We start from the raw sequence: 15,941 nt of genomic DNA, 5'->3' as shown, positions 1-15,941 counted from the left end.
TGTGTCCTGGAGAGCAGCGTTTTAAGGCAAAAGGCGGGCGGGCAGCAAGCGCATCAACTGCGTGTCGAACCAGGCGACAAACGCCGGTGACGGTGCCGCGTCCACCGCAAGGTACCACCAGTCGGGCCTGGCAAAGGCGCGGCACTTCACCGCGTCCTTTTCAGTCATGACCAACGGCAGTGCCGGTGTGAAATTCAAGACCTCGGCGCTGTAGGGCGCGTGGTCGGCAAAAGCATGGGGTATTGGGCGCCAGTGTAGCGTTTCAAGGGTGTTGAAGAAACGTTGCGGGTTACCGATGCCGGCCACCGCATGCACCTGCTGCCCCACCGGGAAGTGATCCACGGGTTTGCGCTCGCCGGTGTGCAGGTTGACCAGCGTGGTGGGCAGCAGACGGAAGGCAAAGCCATCCTCGCGGTCAGCGCCTGCGCCGTTGTAAAGCAGCGCATCGACGCTCTGCAAACGCTCGGCCGGCTCGCGCAACGGGCCTGCCGGCAGGCAACGACGATTGCCGAGCCCACGGGCGGCGTCAATCAACACCAGCTCCAGGTCACGGGCCAGGCGGTAATGTTGCAGGCCGTCGTCGGAAAGAATCAGGTCCAGGGTTTCGCTGGCCAGCAGCGCTTTTACGGCGCGACTGCGGTCGGGGTCGATCATCAGCGGTACGCCGCTGCGTTGTACGATCAACAGCGGTTCATCCCCCGCCACCGCAGCGGTATCACTGGCTTCAACGCGCCATGGAAATTGTGGCGGTTTTGCGCCATAACCCCGGCTGACCACGCCGACGCGCAAGCCGCTGCGCTGGCAATGGTCGATCAGCCAAAGAATCAGGGGGGTCTTGCCGGTGCCACCGACGGTGATATTGCCGACGACCACAACCGGCACCGGCGACTGATAGATCTCGCCCTCGCCCGCCAGGAACCGCGCGCGTTTGCGCTGCACCACACGGCGATAGAGGGATTCCAGCGGCTGCAGCAACGCCAGCGCCGGATGGCCTTCGTACCAGGCCTTGAGCAAACGATCGGTGATGGCCATCAGGGTTGGCTCGCCGCCTCGACGGTGGTCATGCGCAAATGGCTGAAGCCGAGCTTGCCGGCAGCGTCCATCGCAGTGATCACGGCCTGGTGCTTGGTGTTGCCATCGGCACTGATGGAAAGTGGCAGGTTGGTATCGCCACCCGACTCTTTCTGCAGTGCCTCCATCAGGCTGGCCAGGTCGTTTTTCTCCAGCAACTGGTTATTCACCGAGAACACGCCGTCGGCACTGATGGCGATGTCCAGTTGCTTGGCCTGTTGGTCTTCCGCCGGCGAGCCGCTGACGGCTTCCGGCAGGTCGACCCGCAGCTGGGTTTCCCGGGTAAAGGTGGTGGTGACGACAAAAAACAGCAGCAGGATAAACACGACGTCGATCAATGACGCCAGGTTGATATCAACGTTTTCCCGTTGCTTGCGGCGAAATTTCACGCGTTGCCCTCAACCAGGTCCACATCACGGTCGCCCTGCACCACCTCCACCAGCTTGATGGCCTCCTGTTCCATGCCCACCACCAGCTCGTCGATGCGCCGTTGCAGGAACCGGTGGAAGAACACCGAAGGAATACCGACCATCAGGCCCGCCGCCGTGGTGATCAGGGCCTTGGAAATACCACCGGCCAGCACTGCGGCGTTGGTGGTCATGCCCGAGCCCATGAAGGAGCTGAAAATATCGATCATGCCCAGCACCGTGCCGAGCAGGCCGAGCAACGGCGCCATGGCGGCGATGGTGCCCAGGGCATTGATATAGCGCTCCAGCTCATGGATGACCCGGGCGGCGGCCTCTTCAATGCATTCCTTCATGATCTCGCGACCATGCTTGGAGTTGGCAAGGCCGGCGGCGAGGATTTCACCCAGGGGCGAGTTGGCCCGCAGCTCCTTGAGTTTTGCCTTGTCGAGCTGCTTGTTCTTGATCCAGCCCCAGACCTGGCCCAGCAGGTGGTCAGGTGTTACACGGCTGGCACGCAGGGTCCACAGGCGTTCGGCGATGATGCCGAGTGCGGCGATGGAACTCAAAATGATCGGCAACATCATCCAGCCGCCGGATTTGACCAATTCCCACACAGTGAATGTCCCCTTGAAAAAGTGCGCCACTTTACCATAAGGGTCCGGTGGAAGGGCTGGCCTGCCCCAGCGCATCCTGTCGCAGGGGCCGGTCTTTGGTAACGCTGTTTTGCGGCGGGTGCTCACGCCAGAAACGCCGCTGGCTGCGCGCGGCCACGGGCGGCTGGAAGGAGCCCAGTTGCAGGCGAAGCGCGCCTTGTTCGGCACTGTCGTAAATCGCAGCGCCCACCGCCTGGTAACGCTCCAGCACTTGAGGATGGGGGTGGCCAAAGGCATTGCTGCGGCCCCGGGAAATCAAAACGGCCTTGGGCGCAAGCCGCTGTAGAAATGGCCCCGACGACGAACTGCGGCTGCCATGGTGGGGCGCCTGCAACCAATCGACAGGGGCGCCCAAAGGCGTGGCCAGTAACGCCAGCTCGGCTTCACGGTCAATATCCCCGGTCAGCAACAACCGCTCGCCATTGGCCTGCACCCGCAACACACAGGACATCTGGTTACCGTCCGTCGCATCAGGCCATTGCCACAATTCGAACGTCACGCCATCCCATTCCCATTGCTCGCCGCTGACACACGCTTGAGTACCGAGCGCCGCCGGTAGCCGCTCGGTCTCACCGCCCACCACACGCTTGATCGGCAGCCCCTGGGCGACAGCCAACGCACCACCGGCATGATCGGCGTCGGCGTGACTGAGCAGCATCAGGTCCAGCCCGGTGACACCCAACTTGCGCAACGCGGGCAGCACGACACGAGCGCCGAGATCGAACTCGCCGGACCGTGGCCCGGCGTCATACAGCAGCACGTGGTTGCGGGTCCGCAGGATGATCGACAACCCTTGGCCGACATCCAGTTGCACCACCTCGACCCGCCCGTGAGGTACCGACTCCCGAGGTGGAAACACCGCCAGCAGCAACATCGGCCAGCCCAACAGTCGAAACGGGACGCCCTTGGGCAGCAATAACAGCAATGCCCCCAACACGCTGACCAGCCATAACCCCACGGGCACTTGGGCCGGGAGCCAGGCCGGCACGTACTGCGCCAGCAGCGCCAGGGCGTTGAACAGCCAATCCAGCGTGCCGCCCGCCAGCCACAACAAACCCTCACCTATATAAGGCAACGGCAATAACGCCGTCCCCAGCAGCGCCAGGGGCAATACCACCAGGCTGATCCACGGCACCGCCACCAGATTGGCCAGCGGCCCGCTCAGGCTGATGGGCAGGCCGAGCACCAGCAGCAGCGGAAGCAGACCGATGGCAATCAACCATTGGGCACGGGTCCAGGCCTGCCAGGCACTCCAGGGGCCGAGTCGACCGCTGAACGCCAGGATCAGCACCGCGACGGCCGCAAAAGACAGCCAGAACCCCGGTTTCAGGCTCGCCAGCGGTTCGAGGACCAGCACTGCGTTCAGCGCCAAGAGCAGCGGCCACCAGATCCCCAGGTGGCGAAACCTCAGCCGCCACAGCAGGACCAATCCCACCATCACGCAAGCCCTTTGCACCGGCACCTCGAAGCCCGCCAGCAAGCCGTAGCCCAGCGCAGCAGCGAACGCCAGCCCGCAGGCCCAGGGCAGCCACGGCAACGGTTTCGGCCAACACCCGTAGCGCGCCAGACCGGCGACCAGGCCATAGATCAACCCCGCCAGCAGGCCGATATGCTGGCCGGAAATCACCAATAGATGAACGGTGCCGGTGTCTTGCAGAACCCGCCAATCCTCGGCGGCCAAGCCTGAACCATCCCCAAGCACCAACGCTGCCAGGCCCGCCTCTCGCCCCTGGGCATCCACCGCCAGCAGCCGCTTGCGAATCCCGTCGCGCCAGGCATGTCGCGCAGGCGCCAGCCGCTGGCCGTCCTTGACCGAGCCGGTGGCGCCGATCCGCTGGGCCAGCAGCCAGGCTTCATAGTCAAAGCCCTCGGTATTGAGCAAGCCGGAAGGACGTTTGAGGGTGACGGCCAGTCGCCAGCGCTCGCCACTCTGAACCGGCGGCCCGCCGCGCCACGACACCCGAATACGCTTGGGCAGCAGGTCCTTGCGTGACCGGCTGTCGGTCAGTTCGAAGCGCACACCGTCAGCCGTCTGCTGCGGCAGCCCGGTCACACGCCCTTCCAGCCAACGGGTCTGGCCATCCAGACGCGGCGCCAGCCGGTCATCCAGTGCCCACTGCGCACTGAGGCACGCCCAGCCCAACCCGAGCAGGAAAAACGCCAGCGGATAGGTGCGAAAAGGCAACAGCATCAGGGCCAGCACCGGTATCAACAGCAACCAGCCGCTGGACGGCAACGCGGGTAAAAAGCGCAAGGCGAGCAGCCCCAACGCCAGTGCGAACATCCCTGTTCTCATGGATCTTTCCTTGAAAGCGACCCAATGAGTCTTAGCAGGGCTACCGATGCGGCCTATTATTATTTGTCACAAAGTCTGAATTTCCCGTTCGTAGAATGCGGGCATACTTGCCCCTCGAACTGACCTGGACCCCTTATGCCACGGCGCTTATTCAAACGGTACATGCCCGATCCGACCAGCATTCGGGAACACAAGTCCTTACGCTTTCTCGGCAAATTGCTGCATGACCCGAACCTCTGGCACCTCAATCGGCATTCGGTCGCGCGGGCCATGGCGGTGGGCCTGTTCGCGGCATTTATCCCTATTCCCTTGCAGATGCTGCTGGCCGCGGTCCTCGCCATCGGCGTGCGCGGCAACATGCCGATTGCCGTCAGCCTGGTCTGGCTGACCAACCCGCTGACCATGCCACCGGTGTTCTTCTGCACCTACATGACCGGCGCCTGGCTGATGAACGTGCCACCCCGCAGCCTGCCCGATGAGTTGACCTGGGAATGGATCAGCGGGCAGTTGTCGACGCTCTGGCAACCCTTCCTGCTGGGCTCGGTGGTATTGGGGCTGGTGATGGCGGCGCTGGGTTATTGCCTGACCATGGGCTACTGGCGCTGGTGGGTGGCCCGCCAGTGGAAACGACGCAAACAGCGCAGGCTGTAGGCGTCAGCGGGCGAGCAAGCGCATATGCACGCGCAATCCCTGCCCGGTGTTTTCCGCCCACAGGCTGCCGTCCTGACGCTGCACGGCGTTGCGCGCAATGCTCAAGCCCAGGCCAAAGCCGCCGTCGCCGGGACGTGAACCGTCCAGCCGGATGAACGGCGCAAAGATCCGCTCCAGCTCCAACTCATCAATCCCGCCGCCCTGGTCCTCCAGCCACAAGTGCCACTCATCGCCCTCGCGCTCGCCGCCCAACTGCACTGTGCCGTTTTGCGGGGAATGGCGGATCGCATTGCGCAGGATATTTTCCAGGGCCTGGGCCAGCAGGTTCAGATGGCCACGTACCCAGCAGTCAGCACCAAGCTCGCACTGCAAGCGTGACGGCGACCAGCCACTTTCAAAACAGGCGTTTTCCCGAAGCATGTCCCACAGCGCTTGCACCTGGATGTCTTCCTTGGGCAGCGGCGCGCGTTCAGTGTCGAGCCACGCCAGTTGAAGGGTGTCTTCCACCAGCCGCTGCATGCCGTCGATTTCCCTTCCCAGGCGCTCGCGCAGTTGGGTCAGGTCCTGCTCGCTGTCGCTGGCCACGCGCAAGCGACTCAACGGCGTGCGCAACTCGTGGGACAGATCCCGCAGCAGTTGCTGCTGGAGCGCCACGGTGCCTTGTAGGCGTTCAGACATCTGGTCAAACGCGCGACCCAACTCCCCCAGTTCATCCTGGCGGCTGGTGGTGTCGCGGGAAAGCCGGGTACTCAGCTGATCAGCGCGCCAGGCATTGGCCTGCTCGCGCAGGTGGTTGAGGGGCATGATCAACAACCGGTAAAGGCCGATGCACAGCAACAGGGTGAACAGCCCGGGAATCACGCCATTGGTCACGATTCGCCAGAACAACTGGTGTTGGCCGGGCATAAAACGCCTTGGCAACTCGATCACCAGAGACCCTGCACCCGGGTCGAGCGGGAACGGGATTTTCAACCATGGCAGGCCCTTGGCGTGCCGGCTGACGGGCCAGTCCAGGCCACGCAGGAAGGTCAGGCGCTGGCTTTCCTTGTCGGTCAGCGGGTAGCTGCTCAGGGATTGCAGATCGTTGCCAATGACCCCCACCCACGTACGCTCGCGCTGGCCCATGGTGTGCAGCCACTCGTCTACACCGGCGTTGCCGCCCTGGTTCCAGGCCAGTTCCGCGCCGGCCGCATAACCGCTCAGGGTGGCGCGGGCCTCGCTGGACAGAAAGGCATTCTGCTCTTCCATGTACCGGCCCCAGGACCAACTGAGCCAGATCATCAGCAAGCAGAAGGCAATCAGCAGGCAGGCCAGTTTCCAGAATAACGAGTGCTTGCCCGGCAGCCGTTTGAGCATGGCCTTAAAGCCCGTCATCGTGACCGCTCAACACATAGCCCTTGCCCCACACCGTGCGTACTTCCCGCTCGCTGTAGCCGATGGCCTTGAGCTTGCGACGTATCTGGCTGATGTGCATGTCCAGGCTGCGGTCATGGGGCGCATAGCCACGCTGAAATACGTGCTGGTAAAGGAAGGCCTTGCTGAGAACTTCCTCACTGTTGCGGTGCAGGGTTTCCAGCAGGCGATATTCGCTGCGGGTCAGCCCGGCCCATTGGTCCCGGTGAAAGACGTCAAACAGCTCATCATCGAAACGCAGGCTGCGGGCATCGCCGCGCACCGCCGCCAGCGCTGGCAGTGGCCGCCGGTCCAGGGCGACCCGGCGCAGGATCGCCTCGATGCGCACCCGCAACTCGGCCATGCTGAACGGCTTGGGCAGGTAATCATCCGCCCCCAGGCGAAAGCCGCTGATGCGGTCGGCTTCGGCGCCCAGGGCCGACATCAGGATCACCGGGATCGAATGGCTCCGGCGCAAATGCGTGAGCACCGACAGGCCGTCCATGCCCGGCAACAGGATGTCCATCAACACCACGTCGAAGCTCTGATCACGGGCCATTTGCAGGCCCTGCTGGCCATTCTGGCACCAGGTCACCCGGAAGCCACAGCGGCCCAGTTGTTCATGGACATAGGCGCCAAGCACAGGATCATCTTCAATCGCCAGGATACTGGGTAAGCCAACTGCTGCGGGATTCATTAGCGTCTGCAAGTCATTCTCAATGACTGATTATTCAAGATTGGCCCCCCATGAGCAACCGCCGCCGGGCGCCCGATGGTCCAAGGTTTGCTTCAGGTCATTAATTTGCAAGATTCCACGCCGCGCAAATGGCTACACTGCGCAGGTGGCGCGGGCCGGATGCCTGCGCGGAATTTCGACAACAGTGTGGTAGCAGGAGAGTGGCGTGCTTAGAAGAATGGGGATAAAAGGCCGCGTACTGTTGCTGACCTTATTGCCTACCAGCCTGATGGCGTTACTGCTGGGCGGGTATTTCACCTGGATGCAACTGTCGGAGCTGCAGTCGCAGTTGCTGCAACGTGGCGAGATGATCGCCGAGCAACTGGCGCCGCTGGTGGCCCCGGCCCTGAGTACCAAAAACACCGACCTGCTGGAACGCATCGCCACCCAGTCCCTGGAGCAAACCGACGTGCGCGCCGTGTCGTTCCTCGGGCCCGACCGCACGCCACTGGCCCATGCCGGCCCGACCATGCTCAATCAGCCGCCCATCGGCAACAGTTCGCACCTGTTGCAGCGCACTGGCAATGACGCGACGCGTTACCTGCTGCCGGTGTTCGGTCGCCATCGCAACCTCGCCGGTGACCTGATCCCCGACGAGTCCGACCGCCTGCTGGGCTGGGTCGAGCTGGAGCTTTCCCACAACGGCATGTTGCTGCGCGGCTACCGCAGCCTGTTCGCCAGCCTGCTGCTGATCGCCATCGGGCTGATTTGCACTGCGGCGCTGGCGTTGCGTATCAGCCGTACGATCAACGCACCGATCGGCCTGATCAAGCAGGCCGTGGCACAGCTCAAGGACGGCAACCTGGAAACCCGCTTGCCGCCCCTGGGCAGCCAGGAACTGGACCACCTGGCCTCGGGCATCAACCGCATGGCCGAGACCCTGCAAAACGCCCAGGAAGAATTGCAACACAGCATCGACCAGGCCACCGAAGACGTTCGGCAAAACCTGGAAACCATTGAAATCCAGAACATCGAGCTGGACCTGGCCCGCAAGGAAGCGCTTGAGGCCAGCCGCATCAAGTCGGAGTTCCTGGCCAACATGAGCCATGAGATCCGCACACCGCTGAACGGCATCCTCGGTTTTACCCACCTGCTGCAGAAAAGCGAGCTGTCGCCCCGTCAGCTGGATTACCTGGGCACCATCGAAAAATCCGCCGACAACCTGCTGGGCATCATCAACGAAATCCTCGATTTCTCGAAAATCGAGGCCGGCAAGCTGGTGCTCGACAGCATCCCGTTCAACCTGCGGGACCTGCTGCAAGACACCCTGACCATCCTCGCCCCGGCCGCCCATGCCAAACAGCTGGAGCTGGTGAGCCTGGTCTACCGTGACACGCCGTTGTCGCTGGTGGGCGACCCGCTGCGGCTCAAGCAGATCCTCACGAACCTGGTGAGCAACGCGATCAAGTTCACCCGCGAAGGCACTATCGTTGCCCGCGCCATGCTGGAAGACGAACAGGAAGACAGCGTGCAACTGCGCATCAGCGTGCAGGACACCGGCATCGGCCTGTCGAACCAGGACGTGCGGGCGCTGTTCCAGGCATTCAGCCAGGCGGACAATTCGCTGTCACGGCAACCTGGCGGCACCGGCCTGGGGCTGGTGATTTCCAAGCGCCTGATCGAGCAGATGGGCGGCGAGATTGGCGTCGACAGCACGCCGGGGGAAGGCTCGGAATTCTGGATCAGCCTGAACCTGCCAAAGACCCGTGACGACATCGAAGACCTGCCCTCCGCGCCGCTGCTGGGCCGCCGTGTGGCCGTGCTGGAAAACCACGAACTCGCGCGCCAGGCCCTGCAACACCAGCTGGAAGATTGCGGCCTGGAAGTCACGCCGTTCAACAGCCTGGAGAGCCTGACCAACGGCATCACCAGCGCCCACCAGACCGAACAGGCCATCGACCTCGCGGTTCTGGGCATCACCGCCAACGACATTCCGCCGGAGCGTTTGAACCAACATCTGTGGGACCTCGAACACCTGGGCTGCAAGGTGCTGGTGCTGTGCCCCACCACCGAACAGCTGCTGTTCAACCAGTCGGTGCCCAACCCCAACAGCCAGTTGCAGGCCAAACCTGCCTGCACGCGCAAACTGCGCCGTGCCCTGGCCGACCTGATCAGCCCGCGCCCGTTGCGCAGCGAACCCGGCGAGCCGTTGTCCAGTCGCGCGCCGCGGGTGCTGTGTGTCGACGACAACCCGGCCAACCTGCTGCTGGTGCAAACCCTGCTGGAAGACATGGGCGCCAAGGTCCAGGCGGTGGAAAGCGGCTACTCGGCCATCGAAGCGGTGAAACAGGAAGCCTTCGATCTGGTGTTAATGGACGTGCAAATGCCCGGCATGGACGGTCGCCAGAGCACCGAGGCGATTCGCACCTGGGAAAGTGAACGCCACGGCACACCGCTGCCCATCGTCGCGCTGACCGCCCATGCCATGGCCAACGAAAAACGCGCCCTGCTGCAAAGCGGCATGGATGACTACCTGACCAAACCCATCAGCGAACGGCAACTGGCCCAGGTGGTGTTGAAATGGACCGGGCTGGCCCTGCGCAATCAAGGCCCGGAACGCGGCGCCGAGAGTTTCGGGCAGGCCACGCAATTGCCGGTACTGGACCACGAAGAAGGTTTGCGCCTGGCGGCCGGCAAGGCGGATCTGGCGGCGGACATGCTGGCGATGCTGCTGGCATCGCTGGAGGCCGACCGGGAAGCCATTCGTATCGCCCGCGACGCCAACGACCGCAACGCCCTGATCGAGCGGGTTCACCGCCTGCACGGCGCCACCCGGTATTGCGGCGTGCCACAACTGCGCGCGGCCTGCCAACGGGCCGAGACCCTGCTCAAACAGGACGACGCCAAGGCCATGCCGGCCCTGGATGAACTGGACACGGCGATTGCCCGGCTGGCCAGCGAGGCGCGGGTCAGCGCGTAAACCTCACACAGCAAAGAGGCTTTCCTGTGGCGAGGGGGCTTGTCCCCCGTTGGGCTGCGTAGCGGCCCCCAAAAAGCGGGAGCGCTACGCACTCCAACGGGGGACAAGCCCCCTCGCCACAAAATCAGCTTTCCATCATCAAGAAGGAATATTTGATGCGCATCATCCTCTTCAGCAGCCAGACCTACGACCGCGAGAGCTTTCTCGCCCAACCGTTGCCCGAAGGTCTGCAACTGCAATTCCAACCGGCCCGGCTGAACCTCGACACCGTGGCCCTGGCCGAACACCACGAAGTGGTCTGCGCCTTTATCAATGACGACCTCAGCGCCCCGGTGCTGGAGCAACTGGCCAACGGCGGCACGCGCCTGATCGCCCTGCGCTCGGCCGGCTACAACCATGTCGACCTGGCCGCCGCCAAACGCCTGGGCCTGACCATCGTGCGGGTGCCGGCCTACTCGCCCCATGCGGTGGCCGAACATGCGGTCGCGCTGATCCTGGCCCTCAACCGCCGCCTGCACCGAGCCTACAACCGCACCCGCGACGGCGACTTCAGCCTGCATGGCCTGACCGGTTTCGACTTGGTGGGCAAGACGGTCGGCGTGGTGGGTACCGGGCAGATCGGCGCCACGTTCGCCAAGATCATGGCCGGGTTCGGCTGCCAGTTGCTGGCGTACGACCCCTACCCCAACCCGCAGGTCGAGGCCCTCGGTGCGCGCTATGTGAGCCTGCCGCAGTTGCTCGGCGAGTCACAGATCATCAGCCTGCATTGCCCGCTGACGGCGGACAGCAAACATTTGATCAACGCCCAAAGCCTGGCCCATATGCAGCCCGGCGCAATGCTGATCAACACCGGGCGCGGCGGTTTGGTGGACACTCCGGCGCTGATCGACGCGCTCAAGGACGGACAACTCGGCTATTTGGGGCTGGATGTGTACGAAGAAGAGGCCCAGCTGTTTTTCGAAGACCGCTCGGACTTGCCCCTGCAAGACGACGTACTGGCACGCCTGCTGACCTTCCCCAACGTGATCATCACCGCGCACCAGGCCTTCCTGACCCGCGAGGCGCTGGGAGCGATTGCCGGCACCACCCTGGCCAACATCGCGGCGTGGGCTGATGGGCAGGCGCAAAACCTCGTCGAAGGATGATCAGCGGTCACATAGCCGCGCCATGATGGGTCGCGGCCCGTGATAGGATGCCGCGCCTATTTGGAGGATCCATGGCCGAACACGATTTCCGCTTCAGCTTGCTGAGCCCGCAACACACCCTGATCGAATGCCGCGCCCTGGTGCCGGGCCGTTATCAGGTCACCGGCAACGGTGGCTCGATCAAGCACGGCGACGTTCTGATCGTCACCCTGCGCGGCAGTAAAACCCTGTCGATGCGCCTCACCGTCGAAGGCGATGCGCGCTACTCCATACGCCCGGCGGGCCAGTGGGTCGCCATGGCCCAGGGGCCGAAATTCGGCGAGCTGGAGATTCACACCTGGAAGGTCAACTGCGACAGCTGCGACAACGTGCTGGAGTTTGAATTCGCGGTGGAAACCAAGCTGACCAAGGAGCCGCTGCAACCGGCCGCTACTGCACGGGTTACCGAGCTGGGCTGGGCCACGATGGGTGACAAGCACCGCTGCCCGAAATGCCAGCAGGCCGCGCAATGAAAGCCGTGCTGATGCTGGCCGTGCTGGGCGCAGGCCTTGCGGGCTGCGCCAGCGATGAGGTCAAGCTCAAGCAGGATCACAGCTACGTGGTGGAATGGATCGGTGAGCGGCCGCTGATGGATTACGCGCACCTGACCGTGACCCTCGGCGCCGATGGCCGGGCTTACGGCAACGGCGGCTGCAACCACTGGTTTGCACCCTACACCCTGGACGGCGACAAGCTGAGCTTCGGCAAGGTCGGCAGCACCCGCAAACTCTGCGCCGAGGCGTTGATGGAGCAGGAACACCGTTTCTTCCAGGCCCTGCAGGGCGTACAGCGCTGGGACATCTCGCCGATCGAACAGACCCGTTTCTGGCCGGCGGACGGCAAGCCGTTGCGGTTGTGGCTGGAAGAAGGCTGATTCCTCGCTTCTGTGGGAGCTGGCTTGCCCGCGATGGCGTCACCTCGGTCTGGCTGACAGACCGAGTTGCCTGCATCGCTGGCAAGCCAGCGCCTACATTTAACCGCGCAGCGCCTTGAGCTTGGCCAACACACCCTCGGCCGTCTGCTCACCCATCAGTTGTTCGCGCACCTTGCCCTTGTCATCAATGATGTAGGTCACCGGCAAGGCTTCGCTGCGAGGAATATCGAAGATTTCGTCCGGGTTCTGCGCCAGTACGGTGAACTTGATGCCCAGTTTCTCGCTGGCGCTTTTGAGTTCTTCACCCTGGGCGTTGTCGAAGTTCACGCCGAACACCCCCACCGACTGGCCCTTGAGCTGTTCGGCCAAGGCGTTGAGTTCAGGGATTTCGGTACGGCACGGGCCACACCACTCCGCCCAGTAGTTAACCACCAGCCATTGCTTGTCCAGGCGCTCGGCGGCCACTTTCTGACCGTATTGGTCAACGCCATAATCATTGCCACAGCCGCTGAGCAGCAGTGTGCCGATGATTGCCAATGCGCCTAACAGTCGCCTCGTCATGGGGTAATCCTTCGTAAAAATGAACGTTGGCTGCGGCCTATCGCCTCTCATGGTTTAAGGACGTGGCGCAGCGCGGGTAGAATACCCGCCACCTTACGCAAGATGCGACCCGCACATGACCGATCTGACGCTTTATCACAACCCGCGCTGCTCGAAATCCCGCGGTGCGCTCGAACTGCTGGAAGCCCGTGGCCTCACACCCAACGTGGTGCGCTACCTGGAAACCCCGCTCGACGCCGCGCAATTGCAGGCCTTGCTCGGCAAATTGAAGATCAGCGCGCGACAACTGCTGCGTACCGGCGAAGACGAATACAAAACCCTCAACCTGGCCGACGCCAGCCTCAGCGAGGCGCAGTTGATTGCCGCCATCGCCGCTCATCCGAAACTGATGGAGCGCCCGATCCTCGAAACCGCCGACAAGGCCGTGATCGGCCGCCCGCCGGAGAATGTCCTGGAGCTGGTTTCGTGAGTGCGCCGTATGTGCTGGTGTTGTATTACAGCCGCAACGGCTCGGTCAGCGAAATGGCCCGGCAGATTGCCCGGGGCGTCGAGCAAGCCGGGCTTGAGGCGCGGCTGCGTACCGTGCCGGCCATCTCCAGCGAGTGCGAAGCCGTGGCGCCGAGCATTCCAGCCGACGGTCCGCTGTACTGCAGCCTCGATGACCTGCAGAACTGTTCCGGCCTGGCGCTGGGCAGCCCGACCCGTTTCGGCAACATGGCCGCGCCGCTCAAGTACTTTCTCGACGGCACCAGCAACCTGTGGCTGACCGGCGCCCTGGTCGGCAAGCCGGCGGGGGTGTTCACTTCTACCGCCAGCCTGCACGGCGGCCAGGAAACCACGCTGATGTCGATGCTGCTGCCGCTGCTGCACCACGGCATGCTGATCACCGGCTTGCCCTACAGCGAACAGGCGTTGCTGGACACCAAAGGCGGCGGCACGCCCTACGGCGCCAGCCACCACTCCGGTGCCGACGGCAAGCGTGCGCTGGATCAGCACGAGATCGCCCTGTGCCGCGCCCTCGGCCTGCGCCTGGCGAAGACCGCCGCGCTACTGGAGAACGGCCGTGGCCAGGAAGCCTAAGGTACTCCCGCCCCAGGCCTGGCTGGAGCCACGGGTCCAGGCGATGCGGGCGCTGAGCCTGCTGGCGTTTCTGGGTCTGGTGGGGTTGCTGTGCGCCTACTACCTGGTGTTCGCCGACCTGCATGGCGCGCGGCCGTGGGTGATTCTGCTGATCGAACTGGTGCCGCTGCTGTTACTGGCACCGGGGATGATTCTGGGCAGCGCGCGCGGGCATTCGTGGATGTGCTTTGTGGTGAATCTTTACTTCATCAAGGGCGCGCTGGCGGCGTATGACCCGAACCGGCAATGGTTTGGCGTGCTGGAAATGCTGGCGAGCCTGGCGGTGTTCTGCACAGCGTTGATGTATGTGCGGTACCGTCATCAGTTGAATCGGCGGTTGGCGGGGGAAGGTTTGCCTGCCTGAATGCATTTATTCAGGCAAAGCCGCAATCAATGTGGCTGGGGAGCTTGTTGTGGCTGGGGAGCTTGCTCCCTCACCACAAAAGCCCCCTCACCACAGGGTTATTTGTCGGTCTCAGTGGTTAACGGTGTAGGCCAACATCATCGACAACTGGCACATCGGCCGCCCGCTTTCGGCATGCCACTGGTTGAACGCGCCCTGTACCGTGGCCAGGTCCCGCAGGCTGGTCGGTACTTTGTCGACAATCTTCTGCGCGTTCAGCGCCGCCACCACGTCATAGCTCGGCACGAACGTGTCCTTGCCCACCATCCGCAAAAAGCGCGGCGCCGACAGCCCCCCCAACTGGTGGCCGTGCTTGCTCAGGTACTTCCACAGGCCGACGATATCGGTCACCGGCCAGTCAGCGATCAACGCCCCGAAACTGCCTTTTTCCTTCTCGACATCCAGAATCATCTGCGCATTGCGCGGCACGCTCTTGAGCTTGCCCAGGTGGCGGATGATGCGCGTGTCCTGCATCAGCCGCTCCAGGTGTTCAGCCCCCATCAGCACGACTTTTTCCGGGTCGAACCCAAAGAACACCTGCTCGAATGCCGGCCACTTGGCGTCGACCACGCTGTGCTTCAAGCCGGCGCGAAACACCCGCAGCGACAGGGTCGACAGGTAGCGGTCATCGCTGATCTTGCGCAGTTTCGCCGGGGTCAGGGGCACGGGCAGATGGGCTTCCAGCTCGGCCGCCGAACCGAAACGGTTCAGACAATATTCGTGCAGCCACTTGTAATCGCGCATGCCCTCTCCTAAGGATTGAAATGAAAACGGCGCCCAGGAGCGCCGTCTGTCAGAGCGGTGAAATGGCTCAGAGGTTCACTACGTTGACGAAGCGCGAAGCCGCACTTTCGTCGATACGCAGGCTGGTGAAGTCGAACAGGTTACGGTCGGCCAACTGCGAGGGCTGCACGTTCTGCAAGCTGCGGAAGATGCTGTCGACGCGGCCGGGAGTCTTGCGGTCCCAGTCCTGGAGCATGTCCTTGACCACCTGGCGTTGCAGGTTTTCCTGGGAGCCACAGAGGTTGCACGGGATGATCGGGAATTGCTTGAGGTCGGAGTACGCCTGGATGTCTTTCTCATGGCAGTACGCCAGCGGGCGAATCACCACGTTGCGCCCGTCGTCGGCCCGCAGCTTGGGCGGCATGGCCTTGAGGCTGCCGTTGAAGAACATGTTCAGGAAGAACGTTTCGACGATGTCATCGCGGTGATGACCCAGGGCCATCTTGGTCGCGCCGATCTCGTCGGCAAAGGTATAGAGCGTGCCCCGGCGCAGGCGCGAGCACAGCGAGCAGGTGGTCTTGCCTTCCGGGACCAGTTCCTTGACCACCGAGTAGGTGTCTTTCTCGACGATGTGGTACTCGATCCCCAATTCCTTGAGGTAGGCCGGCAGCACATGCTCGGGAAACCCCGGCTGCTTCTGGTCCATGTTCACGGCGACGATCTCGAACTTGATCGGCGCAACCTTTTGCAGGTGCATCAGCACGTCGAGCATGGTGTAGCTGTCCTTGCCGCCGGACAGGCAGACCATGACCTTGTCGCCCTCTTCGATCATGTTGAAATCGGCGACTGCCTCACCGGCCTGGCGACGCAGGCGTTTTTGCAGTTTGTTCTGGTTGACCGTAAGAGTGCCCATGGCGCTTGGATCCGCGAAAGGTGTGTGACGAAAAGCCG

At 63.1% G+C, this 15,941-nt stretch carries 17 protein-coding genes; 8 read left to right on the top strand and 9 right to left on the bottom strand.

Features of this window, described 5'->3' with window-relative positions; all coding sequences use genetic code 11:
• Window positions 1–21 precede the first annotated feature (21 nt).
• Genes lpxK through MUM_RS0100570 form a run of 4 tightly spaced genes read right to left on the bottom strand, consistent with a single transcriptional unit; the run spans window position 22 to window position 4,415 of the window.
• The gene (gene lpxK / locus MUM_RS0100585; protein WP_010165827.1) at window positions 22–1,032 is read right to left on the bottom strand and encodes a tetraacyldisaccharide 4'-kinase; all 1,011 of its coding nucleotides are present in this window, start codon (window positions 1,030–1,032) and stop codon (window positions 22–24) included.
• A complete protein-coding gene (locus tag MUM_RS0100580; RefSeq protein WP_004371361.1) occupies window positions 1,032–1,460 on the bottom strand; it encodes an ExbD/TolR family protein in 429 nt (142 codons plus the stop codon). Before MUM_RS0100580 ends, lpxK begins: the two co-directional genes overlap by 1 nt.
• The gene (locus MUM_RS0100575; RefSeq protein WP_010165826.1) at window positions 1,457–2,092 is read right to left on the bottom strand and encodes a MotA/TolQ/ExbB proton channel family protein; all 636 of its coding nucleotides are present in this window, start codon (window positions 2,090–2,092) and stop codon (window positions 1,457–1,459) included. Before MUM_RS0100575 ends, MUM_RS0100580 begins: the two co-directional genes overlap by 4 nt.
• A gap of 31 nt (window positions 2,093–2,123) precedes the next feature.
• A complete protein-coding gene (locus MUM_RS0100570; protein ID WP_010165825.1) occupies window positions 2,124–4,415 on the bottom strand; it encodes a DNA internalization-related competence protein ComEC/Rec2 in 2,292 nt (763 codons plus the stop codon).
• 147 nt (window positions 4,416–4,562) lie between these two features.
• On the opposite strand from MUM_RS0100570, the gene MUM_RS0100565 reads away from it, so the two are divergent.
• The gene (locus tag MUM_RS0100565) at window positions 4,563–5,078 is read left to right on the top strand and encodes a DUF2062 domain-containing protein (RefSeq protein ID WP_029615716.1); all 516 of its coding nucleotides are present in this window, start codon (window positions 4,563–4,565) and stop codon (window positions 5,076–5,078) included.
• Window positions 5,079–5,081: 3 nt separating this feature from the next.
• Here the strand turns inward: MUM_RS0100565 and MUM_RS0100560 are convergent, their stop codons facing one another.
• Complete coding sequence (locus MUM_RS0100560) at window positions 5,082–6,452, bottom strand: sensor histidine kinase (protein ID WP_010165823.1); 1,371 nt, start codon at window positions 6,450–6,452, stop codon at window positions 5,082–5,084.
• A complete protein-coding gene (locus MUM_RS0100555) occupies window positions 6,439–7,167 on the bottom strand; it encodes a response regulator transcription factor (protein WP_010165822.1) in 729 nt (242 codons plus the stop codon). Before MUM_RS0100555 ends, MUM_RS0100560 begins: the two co-directional genes overlap by 14 nt.
• Window positions 7,168–7,372: 205 nt before the next feature.
• Between MUM_RS0100555 and MUM_RS0100550 the strand changes: the two genes are divergently transcribed.
• The 4 genes from MUM_RS0100550 to MUM_RS0100535 all read left to right on the top strand — a co-directional run bounded on the left by MUM_RS0100550 (window position 7,373) and on the right by MUM_RS0100535 (window position 12,184).
• On the top strand, window positions 7,373–10,126 hold the full coding sequence (locus MUM_RS0100550; protein WP_010165821.1) for a response regulator: 2,754 nt from the start codon (window positions 7,373–7,375) through the stop codon (window positions 10,124–10,126).
• A gap of 155 nt (window positions 10,127–10,281) precedes the next feature.
• On the top strand, window positions 10,282–11,271 hold the full coding sequence (locus tag MUM_RS0100545) for a 2-hydroxyacid dehydrogenase (RefSeq protein ID WP_010165819.1): 990 nt from the start codon (window positions 10,282–10,284) through the stop codon (window positions 11,269–11,271).
• 71 nt (window positions 11,272–11,342) lie between these two features.
• Window positions 11,343–11,783: a hypothetical protein gene (locus tag MUM_RS0100540; protein WP_010165817.1), complete on the top strand. Its 441-nt coding sequence runs from the start codon at window positions 11,343–11,345 to the stop codon at window positions 11,781–11,783.
• Window positions 11,780–12,184: an META domain-containing protein gene (locus tag MUM_RS0100535; protein ID WP_010165815.1), complete on the top strand. Its 405-nt coding sequence runs from the start codon at window positions 11,780–11,782 to the stop codon at window positions 12,182–12,184. The genes MUM_RS0100540 and MUM_RS0100535 overlap by 4 nt, the downstream gene beginning before the upstream one ends.
• Before the next feature lie 99 nt (window positions 12,185–12,283).
• Here MUM_RS0100535 and MUM_RS0100530 read toward each other — a convergent pair whose 3' ends face one another.
• Window positions 12,284–12,745 carry a TlpA disulfide reductase family protein gene (locus MUM_RS0100530; RefSeq protein ID WP_010165813.1) on the bottom strand — a complete coding sequence of 154 codons (462 nt, stop codon included), beginning with the start codon at window positions 12,743–12,745 and terminating at the stop codon, window positions 12,284–12,286.
• A gap of 115 nt (window positions 12,746–12,860) precedes the next feature.
• On the opposite strand from MUM_RS0100530, the gene arsC reads away from it, so the two are divergent.
• From arsC to MUM_RS0100515, 3 genes are read left to right on the top strand one after another with little or no spacing between them, the layout of a single operon-like run.
• Window positions 12,861–13,214, top strand: coding sequence for an arsenate reductase (glutaredoxin) (gene arsC / locus MUM_RS0100525; RefSeq protein ID WP_010165812.1), 354 nt, complete (start codon window positions 12,861–12,863; stop codon window positions 13,212–13,214).
• Window positions 13,211–13,825, top strand: a complete 615-nt coding sequence (gene wrbA, locus MUM_RS0100520) for an NAD(P)H:quinone oxidoreductase (RefSeq protein ID WP_010165810.1) — start codon at window positions 13,211–13,213, stop codon at window positions 13,823–13,825. The genes arsC and wrbA overlap by 4 nt, the downstream gene beginning before the upstream one ends.
• Entirely contained in the window at window positions 13,809–14,228 is a 420-nt protein-coding gene (locus MUM_RS0100515) for a DUF2069 domain-containing protein (RefSeq protein WP_029615715.1), read from the top strand. Before wrbA ends, MUM_RS0100515 begins: the two co-directional genes overlap by 17 nt.
• A gap of 111 nt (window positions 14,229–14,339) precedes the next feature.
• Here MUM_RS0100515 and MUM_RS0100510 read toward each other — a convergent pair whose 3' ends face one another.
• Window positions 14,340–15,011: a DNA-3-methyladenine glycosylase I gene (locus MUM_RS0100510; RefSeq protein ID WP_010165806.1), complete on the bottom strand. Its 672-nt coding sequence runs from the start codon at window positions 15,009–15,011 to the stop codon at window positions 14,340–14,342.
• Window positions 15,012–15,078: 67 nt separating this feature from the next.
• On the bottom strand, window positions 15,079–15,903 hold the full coding sequence (ttcA, locus tag MUM_RS0100505; RefSeq protein ID WP_010165804.1) for a tRNA 2-thiocytidine(32) synthetase TtcA: 825 nt from the start codon (window positions 15,901–15,903) through the stop codon (window positions 15,079–15,081).
• Window positions 15,904–15,941 lie beyond the last annotated feature (38 nt).

It is taken from the genome of Pseudomonas sp. PAMC 25886, assembly GCF_000242655.1.
Taxonomy (GTDB): domain Bacteria; phylum Pseudomonadota; class Gammaproteobacteria; order Pseudomonadales; family Pseudomonadaceae; genus Aquipseudomonas.
Note: the sequence above shows the minus strand (reverse complement) of the source record. Positions and strands in the feature narration are given on the sequence as shown.

Coding starts and splice junctions, on each gene's coding strand:
- lpxK (WP_010165827.1), bottom strand. CDS start 1,032: ATGGCCATCACCGATCGTTTGCTCAAGGCCTGGTACGAAGGCCATCCG.
- MUM_RS0100570 (WP_010165825.1), bottom strand. CDS start 4,415: ATGTTCGCACTGGCGTTGGGGCTGCTCGCCTTGCGCTTTTTACCCGCG.
- MUM_RS0100565 (WP_029615716.1), top strand. CDS start 4,563: ATGCCACGGCGCTTATTCAAACGGTACATGCCCGATCCGACCAGCATT.
- MUM_RS0100560 (WP_010165823.1), bottom strand. CDS start 6,452: ATGACGGGCTTTAAGGCCATGCTCAAACGGCTGCCGGGCAAGCACTCG.
- MUM_RS0100555 (WP_010165822.1), bottom strand. CDS start 7,167: ATGAATCCCGCAGCAGTTGGCTTACCCAGTATCCTGGCGATTGAAGAT.
- MUM_RS0100545 (WP_010165819.1), top strand. CDS start 10,282: ATGCGCATCATCCTCTTCAGCAGCCAGACCTACGACCGCGAGAGCTTT.
- MUM_RS0100540 (WP_010165817.1), top strand. CDS start 11,343: ATGGCCGAACACGATTTCCGCTTCAGCTTGCTGAGCCCGCAACACACC.
- MUM_RS0100535 (WP_010165815.1), top strand. CDS start 11,780: ATGAAAGCCGTGCTGATGCTGGCCGTGCTGGGCGCAGGCCTTGCGGGC.
- MUM_RS0100530 (WP_010165813.1), bottom strand. CDS start 12,745: ATGACGAGGCGACTGTTAGGCGCATTGGCAATCATCGGCACACTGCTG.
- arsC (WP_010165812.1), top strand. CDS start 12,861: ATGACCGATCTGACGCTTTATCACAACCCGCGCTGCTCGAAATCCCGC.
- MUM_RS0100510 (WP_010165806.1), bottom strand. CDS start 15,011: ATGCGCGATTACAAGTGGCTGCACGAATATTGTCTGAACCGTTTCGGT.
- ttcA (WP_010165804.1), bottom strand. CDS start 15,903: ATGGGCACTCTTACGGTCAACCAGAACAAACTGCAAAAACGCCTGCGT.